Annotated in this window: 16 protein-coding genes; 7 read left to right on the top strand and 9 right to left on the bottom strand. The window is 34.5% G+C overall.

Annotated elements, in window-relative coordinates:
- Nucleotides 1–360: 360 nt before the first annotated feature.
- From IPZ78_RS07880 to IPZ78_RS07920, 9 genes are all read right to left on the bottom strand, one after another.
- Complete coding sequence (locus IPZ78_RS07880) at nucleotides 361–1,512, bottom strand: DUF1735 and LamG domain-containing protein (protein WP_225552456.1); 1,152 nt, start codon at nucleotides 1,510–1,512, stop codon at nucleotides 361–363.
- Between the two features lie 10 nt (nucleotides 1,513–1,522).
- On the bottom strand, nucleotides 1,523–2,644 hold the full coding sequence (locus IPZ78_RS07885; protein WP_225552457.1) for a glycoside hydrolase family 18: 1,122 nt from the start codon (nucleotides 2,642–2,644) through the stop codon (nucleotides 1,523–1,525).
- Between the two features lie 11 nt (nucleotides 2,645–2,655).
- Nucleotides 2,656–4,269: a SusD/RagB family nutrient-binding outer membrane lipoprotein gene (locus IPZ78_RS07890; RefSeq protein WP_225552458.1), complete on the bottom strand. Its 1,614-nt coding sequence runs from the start codon at nucleotides 4,267–4,269 to the stop codon at nucleotides 2,656–2,658.
- Complete coding sequence (locus IPZ78_RS07895; protein WP_225552459.1) at nucleotides 4,250–7,561, bottom strand: SusC/RagA family TonB-linked outer membrane protein; 3,312 nt, start codon at nucleotides 7,559–7,561, stop codon at nucleotides 4,250–4,252. Before IPZ78_RS07895 ends, IPZ78_RS07890 begins: the two co-directional genes overlap by 20 nt.
- A gap of 184 nt (nucleotides 7,562–7,745) precedes the next feature.
- A complete protein-coding gene (locus tag IPZ78_RS07900; RefSeq protein WP_225552460.1) occupies nucleotides 7,746–8,921 on the bottom strand; it encodes a FecR family protein in 1,176 nt (391 codons plus the stop codon).
- Nucleotides 8,922–8,996: 75 nt separating this feature from the next.
- Nucleotides 8,997–9,611 carry an RNA polymerase sigma factor gene (locus IPZ78_RS07905; RefSeq protein WP_225552461.1) on the bottom strand — a complete coding sequence of 205 codons (615 nt, stop codon included), beginning with the start codon at nucleotides 9,609–9,611 and terminating at the stop codon, nucleotides 8,997–8,999.
- A 125-nt stretch (nucleotides 9,612–9,736) separates the two neighbouring features.
- Complete coding sequence (locus tag IPZ78_RS07910; protein WP_225552462.1) at nucleotides 9,737–14,287, bottom strand: efflux RND transporter permease subunit; 4,551 nt, start codon at nucleotides 14,285–14,287, stop codon at nucleotides 9,737–9,739.
- Nucleotides 14,288–15,412: an efflux RND transporter periplasmic adaptor subunit gene (locus IPZ78_RS07915; RefSeq protein ID WP_225552463.1), complete on the bottom strand. Its 1,125-nt coding sequence runs from the start codon at nucleotides 15,410–15,412 to the stop codon at nucleotides 14,288–14,290. It abuts the gene before it with no gap.
- Nucleotides 15,413–15,502: 90 nt separating this feature from the next.
- Nucleotides 15,503–15,868, bottom strand: coding sequence for a hypothetical protein (locus IPZ78_RS07920; protein WP_225552464.1), 366 nt, complete (start codon nucleotides 15,866–15,868; stop codon nucleotides 15,503–15,505).
- Nucleotides 15,869–16,088: 220 nt separating this feature from the next.
- On the opposite strand from IPZ78_RS07920, the gene IPZ78_RS07925 reads away from it, so the two are divergent.
- The 7 genes from IPZ78_RS07925 (at nucleotide 16,089) to IPZ78_RS07955 (ending at nucleotide 24,561) form a co-directional block, all read left to right on the top strand.
- Nucleotides 16,089–17,606, top strand: coding sequence for an ankyrin repeat domain-containing protein (locus tag IPZ78_RS07925; RefSeq protein ID WP_225552465.1), 1,518 nt, complete (start codon nucleotides 16,089–16,091; stop codon nucleotides 17,604–17,606).
- Nucleotides 17,607–17,613: 7 nt separating this feature from the next.
- Nucleotides 17,614–18,105: a DUF2271 domain-containing protein gene (locus IPZ78_RS07930; RefSeq protein WP_225552466.1), complete on the top strand. Its 492-nt coding sequence runs from the start codon at nucleotides 17,614–17,616 to the stop codon at nucleotides 18,103–18,105.
- A gap of 4 nt (nucleotides 18,106–18,109) precedes the next feature.
- Entirely contained in the window at nucleotides 18,110–20,308 is a 2,199-nt protein-coding gene (locus IPZ78_RS07935) for a PepSY domain-containing protein (RefSeq protein ID WP_225552468.1), read from the top strand.
- Nucleotides 20,299–21,297 (top strand): FAD:protein FMN transferase, encoded by a 999-nt coding sequence (locus IPZ78_RS07940; RefSeq protein WP_225552470.1) that lies wholly within the window; start codon nucleotides 20,299–20,301, stop codon nucleotides 21,295–21,297. The genes IPZ78_RS07935 and IPZ78_RS07940 overlap by 10 nt, the downstream gene beginning before the upstream one ends.
- A 132-nt stretch (nucleotides 21,298–21,429) precedes the next feature.
- On the top strand, nucleotides 21,430–21,684 hold the full coding sequence (locus tag IPZ78_RS07945) for an energy transducer TonB (protein WP_225552472.1): 255 nt from the start codon (nucleotides 21,430–21,432) through the stop codon (nucleotides 21,682–21,684).
- Nucleotides 21,685–21,814: 130 nt separating this feature from the next.
- Nucleotides 21,815–23,140, top strand: a complete 1,326-nt coding sequence (locus IPZ78_RS07950; protein ID WP_225552474.1) for a WG repeat-containing protein — start codon at nucleotides 21,815–21,817, stop codon at nucleotides 23,138–23,140.
- 80 nt (nucleotides 23,141–23,220) lie between these two features.
- A complete protein-coding gene (locus IPZ78_RS07955) occupies nucleotides 23,221–24,561 on the top strand; it encodes a WG repeat-containing protein (protein ID WP_225552476.1) in 1,341 nt (446 codons plus the stop codon).
- The last annotated feature ends 39 nt before the right edge of the window (nucleotides 24,562–24,600 follow it).

Below are 24,600 nucleotides of genomic sequence, written 5' to 3' on the forward strand. Positions count from 1 at the left end.
CTGCTTATATTTCGAGCATTACTGCTGTACTTATCTTGTTTTGTTTTCCCTTCGTTTCCGTCGGGACTGCAAAGGTAGAAACTTTATTTAAACTTCCAAAATTTATTTGAAGTTTTTTTTCTTTATGTTTTTACAAGTTTCCTTGTTTAAACAGCTCCTATCCTCATATTTCAGCGCCGTATCCAGCGTTCCTCCCTTGCGGAGTGGTGCAAAGATAGAAAAGAATTGTAACTACTTCCAAGCTTTATTAGAGTTTATTTTTTGAACATCGCGTAAGTAGCTGTTCAACTGAGAAATAAAATTAAAAAGAGGACTAAATTACTTCAGCCCTCTTAAACCAATTTATCTATTTAATCAATATTAGTTTTTAAAATCAATATTGTGATCCCAAGATTTAATAATATTCGAACCAGCTGCAGCATCATGACCATTTCCTGTAATATCTTTAAAAGTATTACCCGAACCCTCATTCATTGGCCAATAGCCTACTAAATCCGTATTTTTTGGATTTATTTCGAAATACATGTTGTTTTTAATTTGAGTTTGCGAAATCGCCTTTTTCCATAATTTAACTTGAGCCAAATGAGCTCTGTTTGGAAAATATCTTGATCCGCTAGATATCATTTGCACATAATCCATCCTTACATTACCTCCAATAGGACTTGGAGGCTGAAACTTCACATCCACTTCTCCATCTCGATAGATAGTCAACGTAGTACCATCGTACACGAAAGCCCAATGATACCATCTGTTAGCAACCAAGTTTGAAGCAGTCTGAATCTGTCCACCAAGTGTTTTTATTTGCAAATAATTATAGGGTGAGTTTGCATCACCGAATCGTATGTAAATTTCATGTTGATTACTACCTAAATTAAAAATAGCTTGATTATTCACGTTGTATGCGCTCAACTTAGTCCAACACTCTAGTGACCATTCATTAACATTAATACCCCAGTTTTCTTTAGGTAATGCACTTACATTCTCATTAAGATCTCCTGATATAGTAAAACCAGACATAACAGGTACTGATACCCTCAATGGTTTGGCTAGGGCGTAAATAAACCTTGATTGCGTATTTGCCAAATCTATACCTCCATTTAAAATCTTAGTAATCTTAATTGGTAACGCGTATTGGTTTCCTTTTGTCTCAAAATCATTTACTACTATTTTAAAACTGCTTGAAATCTCTCCTGCTGGTATTTTAACTACCGCATTAGTTGGAAACTGAAAATCTGGAACCATCAAATATTCAGTTTGATTTCTTTGGTTATATTCCTCTAATAACTCCGCAGCAAGACCAAGCTCAACTTCGACATCATAATCAACTTTCTTTGCCAATCTAACTAATACAGATATATCAGCACCATTATTCATAATAATGGTCTCTGAACCACCTACATTTTGTTCCGCATTACTGATATACACTTGATTATCAATAATACTATAATCAGCATCGTTACAAGCATAAAGTAACGAGATAATTGCTATTCCAATAAAACTTAATAATTTCATCTTTTATATATTAATTAGATAAACCTGTATTTCTTTGATTAAAAATGCGATAAAGATTAGTGATTCCCATTCTCAAAAAATAATATTCAGGAGAGCCATCATAATCACCTTTGCCCTTTGGCAAATAGTCAAATCCACTTCTATATAATCCAGCACCTCCAATTTGTTGATCCACACCATTAGCTTTATATATAAACTGCGACATACCTAAGAATCCGCCACCACTATTTGCATATGACTCAAAATTTTCGGTCAATATAGTCCGTCTAACAACCTCCTCTACCGTTATTCTTCCAGCTGCAATATGATCACTCATATCTTCTACTACTCCAGTGACCCTAGAGGTGCGATTCACATCCGTGGTAGACCCGTATGCTTGAAGCACGTAATAATCAACATATTGAGACTCCCAATCTTTCCCCATACGGTTTCCTACACCAATTTCACCATCAATCAAGTATAGTAGACCTGGTTTCGCAGGTTTTCTACCATCTCTATCGGTTCTCTGCGATCCTTTACCAAACCAATAACCTAATTCTTCAACAAAAATTCTACGTTGTACTACGTTCTTCCACAAGTAAGCATCCCACACCCCTCCGAAAAAAGGTTCATAATCCCAATCGAAGCCATCATAACCACTTTCAATCACCGCATCATATATAGCTTCTGCATATTTTCTAATAGCTGGCCTTACGACCGCTTCATCAGAGCTGTTACCAACATTATATATGGGGTCTTCAGGCATATCATCACCTACATTTTCAGAAAATAAAGTAACTACAACTTTTGTCCCTTTCACCTTCTGTACATATTCCATATCTGCCTTTCGCTCTAGACTTAGGTCAAATTTTGGGTGACCACCCCAGTTTGATGCTATAGTTACAGAATCAGGCAAACCTCTTAAACTATTTTCACCTGTTGGAGAAACACCATTCCAATTATCAAACCAAACAAAGATTTGAGGTAGATTAGGCGTTTTTTTCCATTCACGCAATGCCTCATAATATTCCTCCGTCTTATTTGTAGCATCAAAATCAATAGCCTTATTCACAGACTCTATTTCGGTCCATTCTTTACATGATGCACCCAATAATATTGATAATCCAACTATTAAAAATTTAAATCTTTTCATAATCATAAATATTAATTCTTTTTAGCCCACCATAAATCTGTACTCCCTGCATCATCTCCTCCTAACAAAGAGATAGCAGATGTCACTAAGTCGTTATTCGTTCTATATAAACTTTGAGGATACGTAAGACGACGAACCATTCTACCGTAAGAATTATTTATTGAACCTATAAAACTACTCGAACTCAAGTTATCCAAAGCAGGATAAATCTGAGGGAATCCCGTTCTGCGTATATCAGCCCATGATTCCGAACCATATGGATAGTTTGCTAACCATTTTTGAGTAATGATCTTTTCTAACTTCGTATTTACAGAAGTACTAAAATCTGACCAACTAACTGTTATTCTATTTGGAACTGAAATATTTGATCTCGACAAATTAGGGCTTGTATACTGAGCAGGCACTGCTGTACTTGTCAAATAAGAACCAACTGTTACATTATTAGCACTCATTGATAGCGTTACACCTTGCTCATAATATGTTTTAGCGACCGCATCGCCACCAGTTAACCAACCTTTCAAAGCCGCTTCAGCTCTTAAGAAAGCAACTTCTGATGCATTGAATATCAATAAAGGTGTAGCCTTTGTAAAAGCAGGCTTTGAATAACTATTCGCATTCGAAAATGTGGTTTTATTAATACTTTGAATACCCATCCTCACTCCTCTATAAGAACCTCCAGAAATAGCGGTCATATACTTAGAACTTCTAGGATCTGCATAGCCATTCATATAAGAACTCAATGATGCACTTATAGCTAAATCACCCCATTCTACCGAAGCCTTAAGATATGGGTTATCTTGCGTTGGAATAAAAGCATTATCAGTATTCGCTATAATCGGTCCTGCTTGATGAGCTTCTAAAAATTTAGCACTTGCAAATGTTGCATCTACGTTTGATAGACGCATTGCCATACGCATTTTTAGAGAATTTGCAAATTTTACCCATTTAGCGAAATCACCTTGGTAAACCCCATCATACATAGCCATTGGGTTATTTTTGTAGTTTGTACTACCCAAGATAAAGCGATTTAATACCGCCAAACTTTCATCCAGCTCGCTAAACATTTTCTTATACACATCCTCCACACTATCAAATGGCACTTGGTCATTGTTAGATTCTCCAATTTTTGAATAAGGAATCGGGCCATATGTATCTAACATACGCAGCATAGAAGCGACACGAATAATATTTACCCATGCATATATATAACCTGTCGAATTAGTAACCTCTTTAATTTTCAAATAATTACTATTGAATTCTGCCATCACGTCTTTATAAGGAACCTCTACCCAATCCAAGGCTGGATTGAGAGTTCCGAAATTAGTACCATTCCAATTATTAGTTGTAGCAAAATATCCACCATATTGACCGAAAACGAACTGTTCGGTATGTTGACTTCTATTCTCTTGAGAAAAATGCATCGTAGAGATTAACGTAGGTATTAATGTCCCTAATCGCTCTGCTTCAGTTAGATTTTTATCTTGAGGGTTATAAGGATGTGTATTATATTCCTCAAAATTTTTAGTACACGAAACAGCAAAAACAACTGCTAAGACTAGGTATACTTTATTTTTTATTAAATATCGAATATTCATGATGCTTATTTTAGAAGTTAACTTTAACATTAAACCCAAAGTTTTTCTGCGTTGGTTGCATAAAATAATCTACGCCAGAATAAAATGTGCTTGATGCATTAGGTGAAGCCTCAGGGTCAAACGGAGCCTTTTTATAAATAAATGCTAAATTGTTACCACTAATTCCAACTGTAACACCCGCTTTATTATTAAACCACTTACGGTCCAATTTATATTCTAAACTTACTTCTTGTAACCTGACATTATCAGCATTATAAGTATAGAAGTCGGACTTACCTGTACCCTCGCCAATTATATTCAAATAATTTTCGATAGGTATTTCATTATTTAAAATATTAAATGCCCCCTCTTCTCTAAGGTTTGCAGAATACTCTGACACACCATATCTATCTAAAAATGCTTGCGTATTTGACACTACTAATCCACCAAATCTACCCGCCAAAGCCACATTTAATCTTAGATTATCATAAGTAAATGAATTTCTCCATCCCACATGTGTCTTTGGTAGAATTGACCCCAATTTTCTATATTCATCGGAGTTCAAGTTTTCGATAATAGGCAATAATGTAGACGGATTTAAAAAGATATGTCCGTTATTATCTCTTTTGAAATCAGATGTTGAATAAATATCACCTAGACTACCACCTTCTGTCAATCGTACAATTGGTGAGCCTACACTACCAAGTACAGCTTTATTAACAAACACATTGATATCAGGATTTTCCTTCATTATCTCATCACTATAAAGTTGTACAACTTTATTATGGTTGATGGAATACGTTATATTACTCGCCCACGAAAATTTACCCCAACTCTTATCATACCCTAATAACATTTCAACACCATTATTTCTTACTTTACCAGCTTGAATTAATTTAGCTTCGTATTCCGTTCCACTTTCCATAATGGTATGTGTTTGATTCTCTGTATCAGCGGAATAATAAGTAACATTGAAAGTCAATGCATTATTAAAGAATCTCATGTCAGCACCGAACTCGTACGTATTAGTCATCTCTGGCTTTAACGCATAATTAGGACGTATACGAGGCAAAGAGTATGTGTCTGTCTGATCATTATAAACATATTGCTCCGTTGTCAAATATGGAGCATATGGTCTACCTATCCTTGCATAAGAACCTCTTAACTTCATGTAAGAAAAGACTTGAGGCAATGTCGTTAGCTCATTTATAACGGCAGATAAACCAATAGAAGGATAATCATACATTGGCTTATCCATAGCTGTTGACATAGCTAAAGCAGAATCCCAATCTAATCTTTCTGTCAAAGTCAAGAATAACGCATTTTTGTAGCCAAATTCTGCACTTGCAAATACAGATTGGGTTTGTTGTCTTAAACCATCTTGATCGACCTTGTAACTACCTATCGAACGATCCAGGTTTTCCAAGCTGAAATAGTTACCAATTTTATCCAAATCGCCAGTTATTGAATTTGACTCAAAATTCATATGTCTAATCGATCCTCCTACATTCAGGTTCAAGCTGAAATCACTCCAATTCTTTTTGTAATTAGAGATAATATCTGCATATAACTGATTTTGATCATTTTGTTGCAGATTAAAACGTCCCAATGGTCCTGACAATACACCTATAGTTCCAGCATGTCGACTATCCGTAAATCTTCTGTTCATGTTATCCGCATTTACACGTCCAGTTATATTCCAGTCGTTTGTCAGATTATATTTCAAAGAAGCTGTCAAGAAATAACGCTTACGGTTATTTATTCTATCCATTTTGTTCATTGTCCAATATGGATTTTGCATAGTCAGTCCTTGATCACCATAGGGCCAGAATTGTGTGCTTCGACCTGTTACTTCGTCGTAACGCTCAAACAATCTAATAGCTGAAAAATCTTCACCTCGAGGGAATAAATATACCGCAGGAAGAGGGTTGCTATATTGTCCCTGAGACATCATGTTAAGATCTTTCTGAATAATATAATTAGCACTGAAATCAAATGTCAACTTATCATCTAGAAAGTTAGTCGTATTACGATACATAAAGTTGTATCTGTTATACGTATTATTAGATATAATACCCTCAGCATTATTGTAAGCCATAGAAAAATAATTTTGACTTTTATCTGTCCCGGTGGATAAAGCCAAAGAATTGTTCATGTTATAACCTGTTTGGAAAAATTTAGCTGGATTATAATCCGAATTAATTACTCCTCCCCAACTTTGGTTAGAGTTCATTGCATTACCGTACTTGTTTTGGAATTGAGGTAATAACAATGGTGTAGAGAACATCGTATTATGATTATAGGTCAATGATGTTTTATCAGCTTTACCCTTTTTCGTTGTTACCAATATCACCCCATTCGCACCTTGATATCCGTACAAAGCTGCTGATGTTGGACCAGTCATGACAGATATACTTTCAATATCATCTGGGTTAATGTCCGCAATAGACTCTGAACTTGGTTGCGAAGCAAAAGAACCTTCGCCTGGATTGACTTTAAAATTATTCATGGGGATACCGTCGATCACATATAAAGCATTATTATCTAACGCAATAGATTTACTTCCTCTTAACACAACTTTTACAGCACCTCCAGGCCCACTGCTACTTGAGTTGATCTGAGCACCAGCTACTTTTCCTACTAACGAGTTAACAAAATTTGAACCTTTAGACGCGGATAAATCTTCACCACTCACCTGTTGTATTTGATAACTTAATGCTTTCTCTGATCTTTTAATCCCCAAAGCTGTTACCACAACATCTTCTAAAGTATTATCCTGCAAAGTCAGTCTAACAATTACGCGTGAGGCGCTTGAAACAGTAATTTTTTCAGCATTATAACCTACATAAGTTACTTGTAAAACATCGCCTATTTTTCCCTTTATATTAAATTCTCCTTTGACATCAGAAATTGAGCGTACATTATTAGTTATATTCAATATACTTGCTCCTGATATTAGCTGACCAGACGCATCTTGGATAACACCAGTTAAAGATTCTTGAACTTCAATTTTGGAGTTTGTAATTTTAGGTCCATTTTCTTCGTAATTTGATTTAGGACTTAGAACAACATGTTCATCATAAATAGTGTAAGATAAGGGCTGACTCTTCAAGATAGTACTCAAAGTCTCTTCCAAGGACTTTCCTTCTAGAAAGACATTCACTTTATTAGCAGTTTTTAATAACTTCTTGTTATACGTAAAAGTATATATAGTTTGCTGCTCAATTTTTTTAAAAGCTTCTTCCAAACTTCTATTTTTTAGATTCAAGGAAATTTTTTGAGCTTTTCCAGTAGCATAACTTAAGGTGCTAAAGGCTAGAATTAGCAATGTCGTTATTTTCATAATAAAAAGACATTTTTTAAAGATTTTATTAGGCGTGAAATGCCTTATAATTTCTTCTGAATAGAAAAAAATCATAAATTAGTTTTTGTAAAAGTTTATAATCTGGTATTTAACTCGGTTATAGAGTTTCAATTAAGCCGATTTGTCTGCAAACAAATCGGTCTTTTTTATATTAACATTTGGCTTATTTTTTTTTCATACTCATCACTTTTAAAGTTTTATTACTTAATTCAAATTTTAATTCTTTAGTCAATTCTAGTATTTTAATTAAGTTTTGAAGAGTGTTATCTCTCTTAACATTAATGATAATATCCATATCAATATTTTCATCATTTTCTATTTTGACATCATACCATCTAGATATTTCACTCAATAGTTCGGTCAAACTTATTTCACCTTGAGAAAAATAACCATTTTTCCAAGACATAATTTGATTGACATCTACATCATCTATAATACGTGTATGATTACTGCTCACTTCAAATTTCTTATTTGGTTTTACGACACGAGAAACATCATACCCATATACTCCTACAGCTCCTTCTAAAACTGTAGTTGACATTTCTTGAAGATTATATGATTTGGTATTAAAATGTGTACCAAGGACATTTACACTTTTTCCTTGACCAAGGTTCACTATAAAAGGCCTATTTTTATCCTTAGCTATTTCAAAATATGCCTCACCTTCTAGATCTATTATCCTGTTCCCTTTATCAAAATTTATTGGATATTTAATTTTTGACATAGCATTTAACCACACTTCGCTTCCGTCAGGAAGTGAAACTTGAAACATCCCTCCTTTTGGAGTTTCCACTATATTATGACTTTTGGAACTCATAGCGCTAGAACTCGTTTCGTACACTATTTTACCATCTTCAAGTTTTGTTATTATTGTATTTCCATCAACGATACTATTCCCTAACGATAATGTATCCAAATAGACTTTTTTTCCATTTGCTAATGTTAATATTGCCTTATTTCCACCAGGAAGAATGTCATAGACTACTTTTGACAATTTGTTTGTAGTTATAGAATTACTATCGTAATAGAACTTATATATTCCGAATGATAAAAGTGATATAACTGATGCTGCTACAGCAAACCTTTTCAACCACCTTAAATTATCTTTCTTTGAAACTATATCAGTTGATTCAACAATTTTACCCCAAAGTTTACCATCATCCATCTCATATCTAACCCACTCAAAATCAAAGTGATTATCAAAATTTTCTTTCAAAATATTTTCTAATTGATCATCTTTTAAAGTATGAATTGTACTAAACAACTCTTCACGCTCAATTTCTGTAATTGACTTACTATAATATTTTTGAAATAATAATTGAATTCTTTCTGTTTGCATTGGTTATTTTGGATAGGATATTTGCCCCTATATACTATAAAGACAAATCGAAATTAAAAAGTGGTAATACTATTTTTAAAAAAAAATTATGGAGAGTATAATTATCATCACATCAAGGTTTTCTCGCTGCATTTCTTTCTTTAAAGTTTTTAATGCCAAAAACATGTGCTTTCTTACCGTTTCGATTGAAATTCCCAATTGTTCAGAAATTTGCTGGTAAGATTTTTTTTCATTCTTTGCTAGTTTAAATATTTTTTGCTGTTGTGATGGAAGTTGAGATATTTTATCTTCTAGTATAGTATATATTTCCTCCTTTTTTCTCTTCTCTTCAATTAAATCTTCATCAACAACATCATATGCTATACCGACATTACCGATAGCGTAAGTCAATAATTTTTCTCTCCCCTTCTTCTTTAAGGTATTTAAAATCCTATTTTTTGATAATATGAATATGTAGTCTTTAAAGCTTTTAATATACTTAAGCTTTTCCCTATTTAGCCAGATGCTAATAAAAACGTCTTGTACAAGATCCTCCGATGCGTCACTATCCTCCATTATGCGAAATGCATAATCAAAAAGTAATGGACCGTAGTGTTTAAATACTATTTCAAAACTATCACTATCGCTGTTACTTATCGCAATTAGCAAATCGATTTCATTTTTTAAGCCTAAGAAATTACTTTTACCCATAATTGACTCAAACGAAACAAGTAGTTAAATTGATTATCTTTAGGTAAATCTACAACATTATCACATAAAACAAAAAGGGGACAACATAACATTGCCCCCTTACTAAATAGAAAACTAACCGATTTTTATTTCCAACCGCCTCCCAAGGCTTTGTATAGAACAATTTGATTTAAAATATTCTCCTTTTGAATATCAACTTTTGAAATTTGAGCTTGTACTACGCCTTTCTGTGCAGAAATAATATCCAAATAACTAACTCGTCCCGCAATAAACAACTCTTCAGCTGCTTCGGTAGATGAAACCAATGCATCAACTTGATCTTGTATTAATATAGCACGATCCGCAATTATATTCTGTGTTTCTGTGGCTAAAGACACTTCGTTAACCGCATTTAACACTCGTTTTTCGTATTCTAAAAATGCGATACCATATTGTCCTTTCATGATTTCATATTGTGATTTCAATTCTCGCTGACGCAATATAGGAGTCGTAACACCGCCAAAAAGTCCATAAGCAACTGATTTATCCAGATTAAATAATTTATCAAAACTAAAGGATTGCAAACCCAAATATGGACTAATCGCAACAGATGGCAAGAATGATAATCTAGCGGCATCTAGCTCCGAAAAGTTACTTTTCAATTCGAAAGCTGCTTGACGAACATCTAGACGGTTGTTAATCAATAAATCAAAAGAACCAACTTCTAATGTTGTGAATAAATTGGTGTTTAAAACATTTCCATCCGAACGTTGAATTGGTTGATAAACTCTACCCAACAACTGATTAATGTGATGCTCATTTTTAATTATCTCTTGCAATGCAAAAGCTCTATTTGCACGAGATTCTGCCAAAATTGATTTAAACTGTTGTACAGCTAATTCGTCAGATCGACCAGCTTCTTTTTGAGCTTCAATAATTTCTAACGCACGTTCATGCAGTACGATATTTTGATCATAAACTTTCACCTTATTATCCCAAGCGATTAGATCAAAATAAGCTGAAGAAATACTAGTTATTAACTCCGTTTCAACCAAACGCTTTGCTTCAGATTCAGCTAAAAATCCCATATAGGCTGCTTGCCTACGCTGACGGAGTTTCCCCCAAATATCAATCTCCCAGGAAGAACGAACACCTACGAAATAATCAGGAATAAAAGGTTCAGGAATCTTTTCATCTGCTTTCAAATTGTCTGAAAAATTAGAATCATAGTTACCAATACCTGATTCAGTATAATGTCCATACTTACGGATACCTCCTTCTACAGCAGCATCTAGTGTTGGTAATAGAGCTGCTTTACGCTGTTTGAAATTTGCTTGCGCTATTTCGATACGTCGTATTGCTTGATTTAGATCTTGGTTATTTGTAAGCCCATTTTCAATTAATGTAATCAAATTTTCATCCTGAAAGAAAGAATTCCACTTTACATCTGCTAGCGAAATTGAATCTTTCAATATATCATTCGCTTCAATTTTCATTTCTTGACTTAGTTCCTTATCCATCATTTTTTGAGGAACAGAACATGCAGAAAACAAGATAACGAAAGCTGTAATCACCGCTGCTGATTTTCCTAGTTTCACCTTTTTTCTCTTTGAGAATAGTACAATTAAACCAGGAATAACAATAACACCCAATATAGTACCTATCACCATCCCCCCAACTGAGGCTGTTCCAATAGTACGATTACCCAATGCTCCCGCACCCGATGCTAACATCAATGGGATCAAACCGGCCGCAAAAGCAAATGATGTCATCAAAATTGGACGTAAACGTGCTACAGCCCCCTCTATTGAAGCCGTCAACACATCCATTCCCTGTTTACGTTTTAGATTGGCATATTCCACGATAAGAATTGCATTTTTTCCCAATAAACCAATTAGCATGACTAATGCAACCTGCGCATAGATATTATTTTCTAGCCCCAATAGCTTTAGGAATAAAAATGCACCAAACAACCCTGCTGGAAGACACAATATAACTGGTAATGGAAGTAAGAAACTCTCATATTGCGCCGCTAGCAATAAATACACAAATACCAAACACAATAAGAAAATATAAGCGGCTTGATTACCTGAGATCTTTTGTTCGCGGGTCATACCAGACCATTCAATTTCATAGCCTTGAGGTAAGGATTGAGCAATCTTTTCTACGGCTTCGATAGCTTGTCCGGAACTATATCCTTCAGCCGCCTGACCTGTAACCATAGCCGAGTTGAACATATTATAACGCGTGATTTGCTCTGGGCCGTATACTCGTTTCATTGTCAAGAAAGATGAATAAGGAACCATCTCTCCATCATTAGTTTTCACATATAATGCTAATACATCTTCTGGCTTTTGACGCGTGAAGGCATCAGATTGTACCATCACCTTATACATCTGTCCATAACGAATAAAGTTCGTCGCATACTGACTACCTAACAAAGTCTGCAAAGTATTCATCGCATTCTCAACTGAGATACCTTTTTTAGCCGCCAAATCATAATCAATTTCCAACATATATTGCGGAAATCCTACGTCAAATGTTGTACTTGCGGACTCTATAACTTCATTCTCTTCTAAAGTTTTGATAAAGTTATTTACAACTAAGGCTGTTTTATTTAAATCTTCATTACCACTTCTATCCAACAAACGCATCTCAAATCCAGATGAATTCCCGAAGCCTGGAACTGTTGGTGGAGGAAAAAACTCTATCGTAGCATCTGCAATATGTGCTGTACGCTCACGCAACATAGTCATTACATCGTCTACAGTCTCTTTACGATCATCCCACGGAATAAGGTTTATCATCCCCATACCATAAGAAGAACCTGAAACCTCAGTAACAATGCTATATCCACCTAAAGTTGAAACTGTCTCTACTACATCGAGCTCTCGTGCAATTCGATCAACTTCGTCTAATACCGCTTCGGTTCGATCCACAGTAGCTCCTGGAGGCGTAGTGACCGCTACATATACCATACCTTGATCTTCTGTAGGAATAAATCCCGTCGGAACAATAGACATGGCACCGTAAGTCGCTATAAACATCACGACTAAACTGATTAAAGTAATCAGACGACGACCGGCAATTTTTGACAATAATCCTTTGTAGGAACCAGCAACCTTCTCATAATAATAGTTGAAACCTTTGAAAAATCTCGCCATCAATCCGTTACTTTCTTTGGCATCATGCGGCGATTTAAGAATCAACGCGCACAATGCTGGGGTCAATGTCAAGGCATTAATTCCTGAAATCACAATTGAAGCGGCTAAAGTCAAAGAGAACTGACGATAGAATACACCTACAGGTCCCGAAAGGAATGCTACAGGAATAAATACGGCAGACATCACCAACGTAATAGCGATTACTGCAGTTCCAACTTCCTTCATCGCAGCAAGCGTAGCTTCTAACGGCTGCATATGCTCCTCTTCCATTTTTGCATATACTGCCTCGACCACAACAATACCGTTATCGACAACAATACCAATTGCTAAAACTAATGCAAATAACGTCAATAAGTTGATCGAGAAACCCATCATTTGCATGAAAAATAAAGCTCCGATCAAACATACAGGTACAGCTAATATCGGAATAATGGTCGCTCTAAAATTTTGTAAGAATACAAATACAACTATAAATACCAATATAAAGGCTTCAATTAGCGTCCAGATTACTTTTGAAATGGAAGCATCCAAGAAACGTGAAACATCATACCCCATAGTATAAGTCATTCCCGGAGGAAAAGTCGAACCTTTCAATTCGTCCATACGGTCCTTTACACGTTGAATTACTTCCTGTGCATTTGAGCCTGGCAATTGCTTTAACATGATAGAAGCCGAAGGCTGTCCATCTGTTTTGGATACCATTTCATAATCAAGTGAACCAAATTCTACGTCTGCGATATCTTTCACTCGAATAATTGAACCATCTGCATTTGCACGAATTGGGATATTTTCGTATTCGAGCACCTCGGTAAATTTACCTGGATAACGCAATACATATTGTTGCATATTGCGCGCCTTATCCGAAGAGATTCCTGTTTGTCCAGGAGCAGCCTCTATATTTTGACGACGCAAAGATTCTACAAGTTCATCTGTAGAAATCGCATACGCAGACATGCGATCAGGCTTTACCCAAATCCGCATGGCGTAATCTTTTGCACCCATGATTTGTGCAAAACCAACGCCTTCAATACGTTTTAATTCTTTTAGAATATTAATATCCGTGAAATTGTAAATGAATCGTTCATCTGCGGTTTTATCCTCAGTAAACAAATTCAAATACATCAACATGGAGTTTACTTCTTTCTCTGTTGTTACCCCTGCTTTAATAACCTCTTCCGGCAACTCATCCAATACAGTTGTTACCCTGTTTTGAACATTTACCGCAGCAATATCGGGATCTACTCCTACTTTGAAGAAAACTTGAATTAATGTGGTACCGTTATTTGTCGATACCGTATTCATCGATGTCATACCTGCAACACCGTTGATGGCTCTCTCTAATGGAATAGCCACGGCATTGGTACTTACTTCGGCATTTGCACCCGTGTAATTTGCTGTAACCACTACAGATGGTGGTACGATATCAGGGAACTGTGTAATTGGCAATGTAAACAACGCCAGTAATCCCAAAAGAGTAATGAAAATGGAGATAACTAATGAAAGTATTGGTCTCCTTATATACGTTTCAAACATCTATTTCATCCCTCCTTGTGAATTTCCAACATCTTTTGGTTGAATTGACATACCATCACTAAGGGCATGTACACCTTCGTACACAACTTTTGTAGAAGGCTCTAATCCATTCTCTACGATATAATAATGACCTACACGTTGTCCATTTTGGAATGGTGTCATTTTTATTTTATTGTCTGCTCCAACGATATAAACATATGCCTTATCTTGAATTTCAAGCACAGATTTTTGGTGCACAAAAACTAAATCTCCGGTACTAGTCGGTACAGCAATTCTACCTGAAGCACCATGCTTAAGCAAGCCTACTGGGTTATCGAATTTAGCACGCATCGATATTGATCCTGTACTCGTTTCAAATTCACTTTCAACTAATTCAGCGATCCCTGGATATGGATAAATTTCGCCATTAGCCAAAATTAGTTTTACCTCTTGTTTAAATGAGTTTTGTTTATAATTAGAATCTGCTGCAATAGCTAAATACTCTGATTCAGAGATATTATAATAAACATTTACTCTATCCAAATCAGAAATAGTCGTGATCAAAGCTCCCTCAGTCAATAAAGATCCTTCTTTTAACTGAATACGATCAATACGGCCATCGAATGGTGCACGAATTAATGTATAGCTTAATTTTGTACGTGCTTGATTCAAAATGGCTTCACTTTCTTCAACTTTAGAAAACGCGGCTTTCAATTGCACATCTAATAAATCAGCCTCAGTGGCACTTACTATTTTTTTATCGACAAGCTTCTTCGTTCTTTCTATCTCAAGTTCAACTTTCTTCACTTCAGCACGAGCACTATTCAACGATGCTTGCGCCTGAGCAAAATCAGCCTTATATTCTTCATCGTTCAAAGCGAATAAAACCTGTCCCTTTCGGACATTAGCTCCTTCGTCAACATATATTTTATTTAAAAAGCCAGTCAAACGGGAACGCAATTCGACATTGCGTTGGGATTGAATATCTGCAATATATTCTTTATAAATAATGGTGTCCATTTGCACTAAATTAACAACAGGAACCTCTTTGGTGATTTCAGCAGTTTGCTTTTCTGAAGCATTAGTACATGCTGCAAAAGTAATTACGCACCCCATAATAGGATACCAATAACATAAGTTTTTCATAGATCTTTAAATGAATTACAATAAAATGTATAGGAATATATGGATTGATAGGAGTATCAATCTGGTCAATATAATTGTTCTGAGAAAAAATTAGAAAGGTCTATAGCGATACAAAAAGGAATAGTATCCAGGTAAAATTAACCTTTTAAAAAAATAGATGACATGTTTTATTTGATCATTCAAGGCAAATACTCGTCTCAATAACCATGAGAAATACAGAACCAAAGGAATAAGTCCTATTATTAAATTAAATATACGGTAATCGTCATACATAATTTCCGGAACCGATTCTGTACTTGTGTCTTGCTTCAAATTTAATACATCTTGCAAAACTACCTCTATTAATGTTTCACCTAAAGCAACGGGTTGCTGCCCTAAGAAATTACAATACTTTACCTCAAAACACAAAACGTTAAGGTAACTCAATAAAACTATTAAGTGTATTGTTCTCCACATATGCGGCAAAGATAAGAACTATAACTATTTAAGGGGAATCCGTATGTAAAATTACTGTTATTAAAGACAATATAAAATTATTCATTCAAATGGTCGCTATCCGCTTTTCTCCAAAAAAAGATAAAATGTATAAAAATTTTAAAAACTTAGAAAAATTCCTACTTTTGTTATTTAGAATTAATTTAAATAAAATTAAAGAGCAAACTAGATATAGTACACGATGAAAAAGACATTTCTATTATCGCTTTTATTAGCCGCAGCCTTATATGGTAATGCGCAACAAAGCAACAATACTTTACTAACTGCTGACTTCTGGAAAGCAAAACCAGATCTAAATACAGTGAAGGCTGAAATTTCCAAAGGTAATAGTCCATCTGAACAAAATGCAGGATTTCATGATCCTGTTACTATGGCTATAAGTAATCGTGTAACAAATGACGTACTTAAATTTTTGATCGAACAAGAAGGTAATAGTGTAGACAAAAAAACACACCATTCAAGAATTTATTTACAGTGGGCCGCAGCTGCTGGAAATTTGGAGTTAGTAAATTATTTGATCGAAAAAGGTTCAGATATTAATTATAAAGACAGTCATGGTGATGGTGTAGTAGTTTATGCTGCTGAGGTAGGAAATAAGAACACAGAAATTTATGACCTATTCTTCTCAAAAGGTATCGATCCAAAAGCAACTTACGAAAATGGAGCTAACTTAATCATGTTTGCTATCGCTAATGACACCGATCTAAGCCTTACAAATTATTTTATTTCCAAAGGTGTCTCATTGAGTGCAAAAGATAATCATGGACGTACTGTAGCAGATTATGCGGCTAAACTAGGTAATTTAGAAATTATTGAAAAATTAGTCGAAAAGGGAATCAAACCGACTAATCAAGCTTTATTCTTCGCTACTCAGGGTTCAAGAATGAAACAAAATGGTTTGGACACTTATCAATCACTTATTGAGAAATACAATCTTGATCCTAAAGCCGTTAATCCAGAAGGTGCTACGCTATTGCATATATTAGTTCGTCGTCCAAATACAGAAATAGTAAACTACTTCCTAGACAAAGGAATAGATATTTCAAAAGCTGATAATGAAGGAAATACTATTTTAATCAATGCAGCTGCTGGTCGCGATGTAAAATTGATCGAAACATTATTGACAAAGGCTAATAATATAAATGCTAAAAACGAAAATGGTGAAACTGCTTTAATCAAAGCTATTGCTAGTGGATCTGCTGAAGTGGTTGATGCGCTGATAAAAAAAGGAGCTGATACAAAAGTCTTAGACAAAGATGGAAACAATCTAGCTTATTATTGGTTCAATTCTTACCGTCCAGCTAACCAAGGAGGAGGACGTCCTGGAGCTGCACCACAAGGGCCTGCTGTTGATGATTTTGCGGAAAAATTAAAAGTTTTGAAAGCTGCTGGTGTAGATGTAATTGCACCACAACAAAATGGAAGTTCATTATTCCATATTGCAGTTGAAAAACAAAATATTGATTTGATTAAGAAAACAGCTGAATTAGGCGCAAATATCAATGCTCAAGATAAAGAAGGTAATTCTCCCCTGCACAACGCAGCATTAGTGGCTAAGGATGATAAAATCATGAAATTATTAATAGAATTAGGCGCTAAGAAAGATTTAAAAACAGAATTTGAAGAAACGGCTTATGAACTTGCTAAGGCCAATGAATTTTTAACTAAAAACAACATATCTATCGAATTTTTGAAATAATTATATAATGAAAAATACTTTAAAAGTTTTCGTATTAGCAGTTTTCGTTTTATTCCTTAACAACGTAGCATCAGCTCAAATTACCAAATATAAGTGCATGATTCAAATGCAAAACTATACTGGTAAAGAAGCATACGTAATTATTTCTTTGATGAATCCTCAAGGACAATACGAAAAAACATTAGGTGTACTTGGCCCAGATCAAGAATGGTATAATACTTTACCCCAATGGGATAAATTCAGCACTAAGAAAAAAGAGAAACTAAATGGCATCACTGGAGCTTCTATTGCTGGTGGTGCGCGTGCAACACGAGTTATTGAATTTGAAACAGCTAAATTAGACAAAGGTTATAAATTGCGTTTTGAATCTGCTGTTGAGACACAAAAATATCATGTAAAAGACGCTGAAATTGCTTTAACAGCTGCTGCTTTAGATAATAAAGCCGGAGCATCAGGAACTGGCTATATCCGTCAAGTACGTTTTATAAAAGTTCAATAACATAATGACATTATCCATTTGGCGATATGCACATCTTGCATTGGCAATTATATCCTCTGCATTTTTGCTAATCCTTTCGGTCACTGGTGTTATACTAGCCATTGACGCTGTACAAGAGAAAACACCTGCATATCGAGTAGAAAATTTTGACAAAATTACACTCGCGCAAAGTCTACCAGCTTTGCGCGATGCTTATTTTGAGATTTTGGAAATCAAAATCGATCACAATGATTTCGTAGTGATTGATGCGATGGATGAAGACGGAAATGCCTTCCAAGTTTATATTAATCCATTGACAGGTGAAAAAATTGGCGAGGTAAAACCCAAAAGTCAATTTATACAATGGACCACAGCATTGCACCGATCCCTTTTTCTAAAAGAACCTGGTAGAGCTATCGTAGGCGTGGTCTCTTTTTTATTAATGCTCATTACCATAAGTGGATTTATATTAATACTAAAAAGACAAAAAGGAATTCGCCATTTCTTTGATAAAATAAATAAAGACTTCTTTTCGCAATATTTTCATGTTGTAACAGGGCGTTGGTTATTAATTCCTGTTCTAATCATTGCACTCACAGGTACAGTGATTTTCCTTGTTCGTATGGATTTTATGAAAACGGACAACATCGAAATTAAGTATGATCCAAAAAGTTCTGACGATACTGTTGTCGAATTAAAAGACATTGATTTTTTTAAAAACACAAAAATAGCTGATGTTGAGCGTGTAGAATTTCCATTTATTCCTGATGATCCTGCTGAGCCCTTTATTGTACATTTAAAAGATAAAGCTGTTGCTGTCAATCAGGTTAATGGTGATATTATCAGCGAAAGCGTACTACCATATGCTGCAGTATTTGAAAAAATCAATATCGATCTGCATACAGGTCGTACAAATATCATTTGGGCGATTATTCTTGGTTTAGCTTCCTTGAATATTTTATTCTTTATCTATACAGGTTTTGTCATCACATTCAAGCGTTCGAAATCAAAATTAAAAAATAAATATAAGGCAGCAGAATCTGAGATCATCATATTGGTCGGTTCTGAAAATGGCACTACCCTCTTCTTTGCGAACCAAGTTCAAAAGCAACTTTTGTCCGATGGGAAAAAAGCTTTTATCGCTGAGATGAACAAATATCAACTGTATCCTAAAGCGGAACACTTTTTAATATTTACCTCAACCTATGGCCTAGGTGATCCGCCTACAAATGCGACAAACTTCAATCGTTTACTGAAGAAAACCCCACAAACACAACCTTTAAACTATAGTGTTGTAGGCTTTGGTTCAACTTCTTACGAAGATTTCTGTGCATATGCAAAAGAAGTAGATGAATTACTGAGTAAGCAAACTTGGGCTAAACAATTAGTAAAATTTCATACAGTCAATGATCGTTCAACCGAGGAATTTGTCCAATGGGTTCAATCTTGGAGTGAAAAATCACTTCATGCTTTGGCAACTGCACCCGCAGTGTATAGCAGCAAAGTTCCTGATCTTCGAAAATTCAAAGTAATATCCAAAACATCTATATCTGATGATAATTCGACATTCAAAATTATTTTGAAACCACTTAAAAGTCAAAAATTTGATTCGGGAGACTTATTAGCCATCTATCCTGCCAATGATAATAGAGAACGTTTTTATTCGATTGGCCGCAATGGTAAGGATGTGCAATTAATTGTTAAATTATTCCCTGATGGACTAGGTTCAAGCTACTTGTACAATTTAGGTCAAGATAAAATTATAGAAGCTCGTATTATGAGCAACCCTAATTTCCACCTACCAAAATTGACACCAAAGGTAGCTATGATTGCTAATGGAACAGGTATTGCTCCTTTTTTAGGTATGATTATGGGTAATAAGAATCTTACTGAACTTCATCTATTCACTGGATTCAGAAATCAAAATTCATTGACACAAATGTACAAGGACTTTGCGAATGAATATCTCTCCAAACAACATCTTACTCGATTAGAATTTGCCTTTTCACGTGAAAAAAATAAAGAATACGTTATGGATTTAATTTTAAGAGATTATTTCTTTTTCGCAAATCTATTACAAGAAGGCGGCACTATCATGATTTGTGGAGCATTGAAGATGCAAAAAGATGTCGAAAAAACACTTAATGAAATCACCACGAGTCATCATGGTAAATCATTACAATACTATTTCGACAATAATCAAATTTTAACAGATTGTTATTAATCCGCACATACAGCATTTGGAAAGATAGAATAGCAGCTGCTCTTCTGTCTTTTTTATTTATTCCCTTTACGCTTAATGCGCAGACAAACATTGTATTGGTAAGAGATACAACCTTGATGGGTTCTAAATTTCAACTAACAATAGTTACTACAGACATTTCACAAGGTAATAAACTAATTGATACCGCCATAGCTGAAATTAATCGCATTGAAAATCTGATCTCCGAATGGCGTCCATACACTAAAGTTTCAGAGATTAACCGCAACGCTGGAATCCAACCAGTAAAGGTGAACAACGAACTTTATGATCTCACTAAACGAGCAATTAACTACTCGTGGATGAGTAATGGGGCTTTTGACATTAGTACCGCAGCTATGGACAAGGTTTGGGTATTTGATGGGTCTATGATTGAAAAACCTACTACTGAAATTATTTCAAAGTCCATTCAATATGTCGGTTTTGAGCATATCGTTCTAGATTCTATAAATTCCACAATTTACCTTTCGCAAGAAGGTATGAAAATTGGTTTTGGCTCCATAGGTAAAGGCTACGCTGCCGACAAAGCTCGTGAGCTTTTACAATCTCTAGGGGTCAAAGGCGGTATTGTTAATGCTTCGGGCGATATTGCGACATGGGGAACACAACCAAACGGCAAACCGTGGCGAATTGGCATCAATAATCCTTTCAAAAGGCATGGAATTGCGAAAGTGTTAAAATTAAAAGAAAATGCTGTAGCTACTTCAGGCTCATATGAAAAGTATGCTGAAATAGATGGAGTCCGTTATGCTCACATCATTAATCCCAAAACAGGCTATCCTTCTACAGGATTAACCAGTGTCACGATATATGGTCCTTCTGCAGAATTTGCTAATGCATTAAGCACTTCGATAATGGTATTAGGCGAAAAAGAAGGAAAGAAACTAGTTAAGAAATATCCGAGGTATAAGTTTTTGTTTATCACAGATAAAGGAAAGATTATTAAACGGTAAAGAAAATATTTTCATATATTGATGAAAATGTGATTTTATGAAGTTTTTATTATTATCCCTTACAATTTTTATTTCCTTTGTTTCTTTCGGACAAAAAAGAATCAATTAAAAATTGAGTATGTTTCGAAAGAAGTGATTAATAATTTACAACTTCCAACTTCAAAACAGATTGGTAAAAAAGAAGCATTAGGAAAATACACCTTTACTGTAGAATTAGATGGTAGTTTATCAGATATTAAAGTAAAAGATTCAATAGGATATGATATAGATGCACAAATTGTAAAAACATTACAATTTGTTAAAAATTGGTCCGTTGCGGAAGTGAATGGTGTTCCAACACGTATTGCTTATAGTTTGCCCATCAGAATAAGATTTCCTGAAAAATAGCTCCAACATGATTATTTAAAACATTTATACCGCTGTAATAAAAAGATTTAAACCAAAACCTGAAATTAGCTGAAAGTCGTTACCTTTTAATTAACTTATATTTTCATATTTGTAAAACAAACACTAACAAATGAGAAAATATAACATTGTACTAATATTAGTTATTGCATTCAATACCTGTCTAGCGCAGGTGCAAGATGTTTATCACATTAAGTTCAATTTTAAATCTGATAATATTACTGCCAATTCAGACCGTGAGAAATCTTATCTTGAGGTTTGGACAAATGAATTCTACCAAACTATCATGTTGCAAGAAGATGTCGAGCATCACTATCTGTACAACAAGCAGGATTCCAACTCGTATATTCGCTTATTTCATGAATCAAAAGAATATTTAAGACTAGACCGTAATCCTGATTTTGATACTATAAAAATAGATTTTAGTACCAACGAACAAAAGTCTATTGCTGGATATAAGTGCAAACTCGCTAAGATAAAGTTTGAAAACCCAGGGGATAATAGTAGCGTAACTTGCTATATATGGTATGCAAAAGAAATCCCTAAATTTTTTGCCCCTACTTTTCCGTATTTCAAAAATCTACCAGGAGCTGTGCTTTCTATTGAAATAGAAGGTGAAGGTATGGAAGCCTTTGAAGTTGTAAAAACTACTAAACCAACTTCCTTCTTCGATAAACCTGAAGACTACAGCAATATGACTGCCGAAGAACCCGAGCAGGATAATTACCTAGGAGATGGGAGATATTATTACCAAGATAATTCGAGTGAACTCTATGGATTAATGGATACAGAACAAAAAATAATAACACCTGCAATTTATACAAGTATATTTGAATTCAACGCTGGTGTTGCCATTGTTACGAATCCCGAAGGTAAATATGCTGCTATTGATACAAGTGGTATTTTGGTTTCCCCATTTAAATATGATTATCTTATGTACGAACCAAATGGAAATCAATTCATTTTCGTAGAAAATTCAAGATATGGATTAATCAAAGACAATAAAATAATTATTCCGGCGGAGTACGACGCTTTGCATTTTTTTAATTTAGGATACACCATTTGTGCAAAGGATAATAAATGCGGATTAATAGACACGGACAATAAACTAATCGTACCTATTCAATATAATAACATTGTAGATTATAGAGCGGACTTATTTGTTGTCGAAGAAAATCAAAAATATAGCTTGTATGAAATCAAAACGCTGAAAATGGTTGCAAGTAATTTTGACTTCATAGCCCTACCAATACAAGATGAACTCATTACAGTGCAGAAAGATGGAAAATATGGCTTTATGGATAAAAAAGGGAAACTCATAATTCCTATTCAATATAGCTATGCTTCTACCTTCTATGAAGGTGTAGCTAATGTAGCACTCCAAGAAGACTTGGAAGATATGCATACAATTAATACGAGTGGTAAGAAGGTTGAATAAAACTTACAATAATTAGCTGTTATCAGGGATAAAATTACTTGATAATTATCCCAAAATTTGTGCTATTAATAATAAGTATTATGAAAAAAATCACACTAACACTGTTACTAATCTTTATAGCTGGTGTAAACTTGTATGCTCAAGATCAAAAAGTAGTTGAGATCAAATATGCCGCTACATTTGACGGTAATGAAGGAGCTCCAGATAAAATCAATCCTTTTATACACGCTTTAATCAATGAAGAATATAGCTCTATCACCCTACAAAACGAAGACGGTAAATACAGCTATATCTCAAAAACTAGCGAGGCCCCTGCTTACACATTTCTTAATGATGAGGATAAAACATATCTAAAACTAGAACATGACTATGAAGAATTGGACATTTTCGAAATAGATCTATCTTCGACTGAGACTAAAATGATTCAAGGATATACCTGTCAATTAGCCATCATAAATATCCCTACAGACGAAGGTGAATACAAGATCCAAATCTGGTACACACAAAATATTCCAAATTTCTATCTAAACAATTTCCTTTTCTTAAAAAAAGTCCCTGGTGCAGCCTTACAAATTGCAACTGAAGATTATTCTATTGATGCATTTGAAATCGTAAAAACGACTAAACCATTAAGTACATTTGAAATACCGGAAGATTATACAGAAATGGAAGTTGATTCTGCAGTAGAATACAATGAAATTGGTGACAATAGATATTATTATGAAGATGAAACAGGTACTTACTTTGGAATGCGAGATGGTGAAGATAACATTATCACACAACCCATTTATTCTGGAATGATGCATTTCAAAGGAGATGTTTGTATCGTAACGAATGAGGAAGGTAAATATGGAGCGATAGATTATAATGGAAAAGAAATATTGCCATTAAAATTTGATTATTTAGACCACGAACCAATTAATAATCAATATATATTTTCAGAAAATGAGAATTTTGGATTGATGAAAGACGGGAAAATCATCATCCCTGCACAATACCAGCTAGTTAGCTTTATAAGTAATGGTTACGCTATTTTTACTGAAAACTATAAAAATGGAATTATCGATGAAAACAACAAGGTTATTGTCCCTGCAAAATACAACAGCATACAAGAAAACTCTTCTACGCTATTTGTAAATATGGATGACAAAGGGATATATTCCTTACATCGTATTTCTGATGGAAAAGAACTTGCTTCGAAATATGATTTGATAAGTCTTAGTCAAGATTCTGATCTAGTGTTAGTTCAAAAGAATAATAAATATGGTTACGTGAATAAGGATGGAAAGATTGTTATTCCTATTCAATATGCATATGCTACAGTTTTCACTGCAGGACTAGCCGTAGTCTCGAATAGCGAAGATTTCAGCGAAGTTTTCTATATTGATACTACAGGAAAAAAATCAGACAAAACATATTAATATCTTTAACTGCTATTTAATTTAAAAACTTAATTTAGT

This window comes from Sphingobacterium bovistauri (assembly GCF_020295405.1).
Classification (GTDB): domain Bacteria; phylum Bacteroidota; class Bacteroidia; order Sphingobacteriales; family Sphingobacteriaceae; genus Sphingobacterium; species Sphingobacterium bovistauri.

What these genes read in the sequence shown, in the direction of transcription:
- IPZ78_RS07880 (WP_225552456.1), bottom strand. Translation starts at nt 1,512, where the DNA reads ATGAAATTATTAAGTTTTATTGGAATAGCAATTATCTCGTTACTTTAT.
- IPZ78_RS07885 (WP_225552457.1), bottom strand. Translation starts at nt 2,644, where the DNA reads ATGAAAAGATTTAAATTTTTAATAGTTGGATTATCAATATTATTGGGT.
- IPZ78_RS07890 (WP_225552458.1), bottom strand. Translation starts at nt 4,269, where the DNA reads ATGTTAAAGTTAACTTCTAAAATAAGCATCATGAATATTCGATATTTA.
- IPZ78_RS07895 (WP_225552459.1), bottom strand. Translation starts at nt 7,561, where the DNA reads ATGAAAATAACGACATTGCTAATTCTAGCCTTTAGCACCTTAAGTTAT.
- IPZ78_RS07900 (WP_225552460.1), bottom strand. Translation starts at nt 8,921, where the DNA reads ATGCAAACAGAAAGAATTCAATTATTATTTCAAAAATATTATAGTAAG.
- IPZ78_RS07905 (WP_225552461.1), bottom strand. Translation starts at nt 9,611, where the DNA reads ATGGGTAAAAGTAATTTCTTAGGCTTAAAAAATGAAATCGATTTGCTA.
- IPZ78_RS07910 (WP_225552462.1), bottom strand. Translation starts at nt 14,287, where the DNA reads ATGTTTGAAACGTATATAAGGAGACCAATACTTTCATTAGTTATCTCC.
- IPZ78_RS07915 (WP_225552463.1), bottom strand. Translation starts at nt 15,412, where the DNA reads ATGAAAAACTTATGTTATTGGTATCCTATTATGGGGTGCGTAATTACT.
- IPZ78_RS07920 (WP_225552464.1), bottom strand. Translation starts at nt 15,868, where the DNA reads ATGTGGAGAACAATACACTTAATAGTTTTATTGAGTTACCTTAACGTT.
- IPZ78_RS07925 (WP_225552465.1), top strand. Translation starts at nt 16,089, where the DNA reads ATGAAAAAGACATTTCTATTATCGCTTTTATTAGCCGCAGCCTTATAT.
- IPZ78_RS07930 (WP_225552466.1), top strand. Translation starts at nt 17,614, where the DNA reads ATGAAAAATACTTTAAAAGTTTTCGTATTAGCAGTTTTCGTTTTATTC.
- IPZ78_RS07935 (WP_225552468.1), top strand. Translation starts at nt 18,110, where the DNA reads ATGACATTATCCATTTGGCGATATGCACATCTTGCATTGGCAATTATA.
- IPZ78_RS07950 (WP_225552474.1), top strand. Translation starts at nt 21,815, where the DNA reads ATGAGAAAATATAACATTGTACTAATATTAGTTATTGCATTCAATACC.
- IPZ78_RS07955 (WP_225552476.1), top strand. Translation starts at nt 23,221, where the DNA reads ATGAAAAAAATCACACTAACACTGTTACTAATCTTTATAGCTGGTGTA.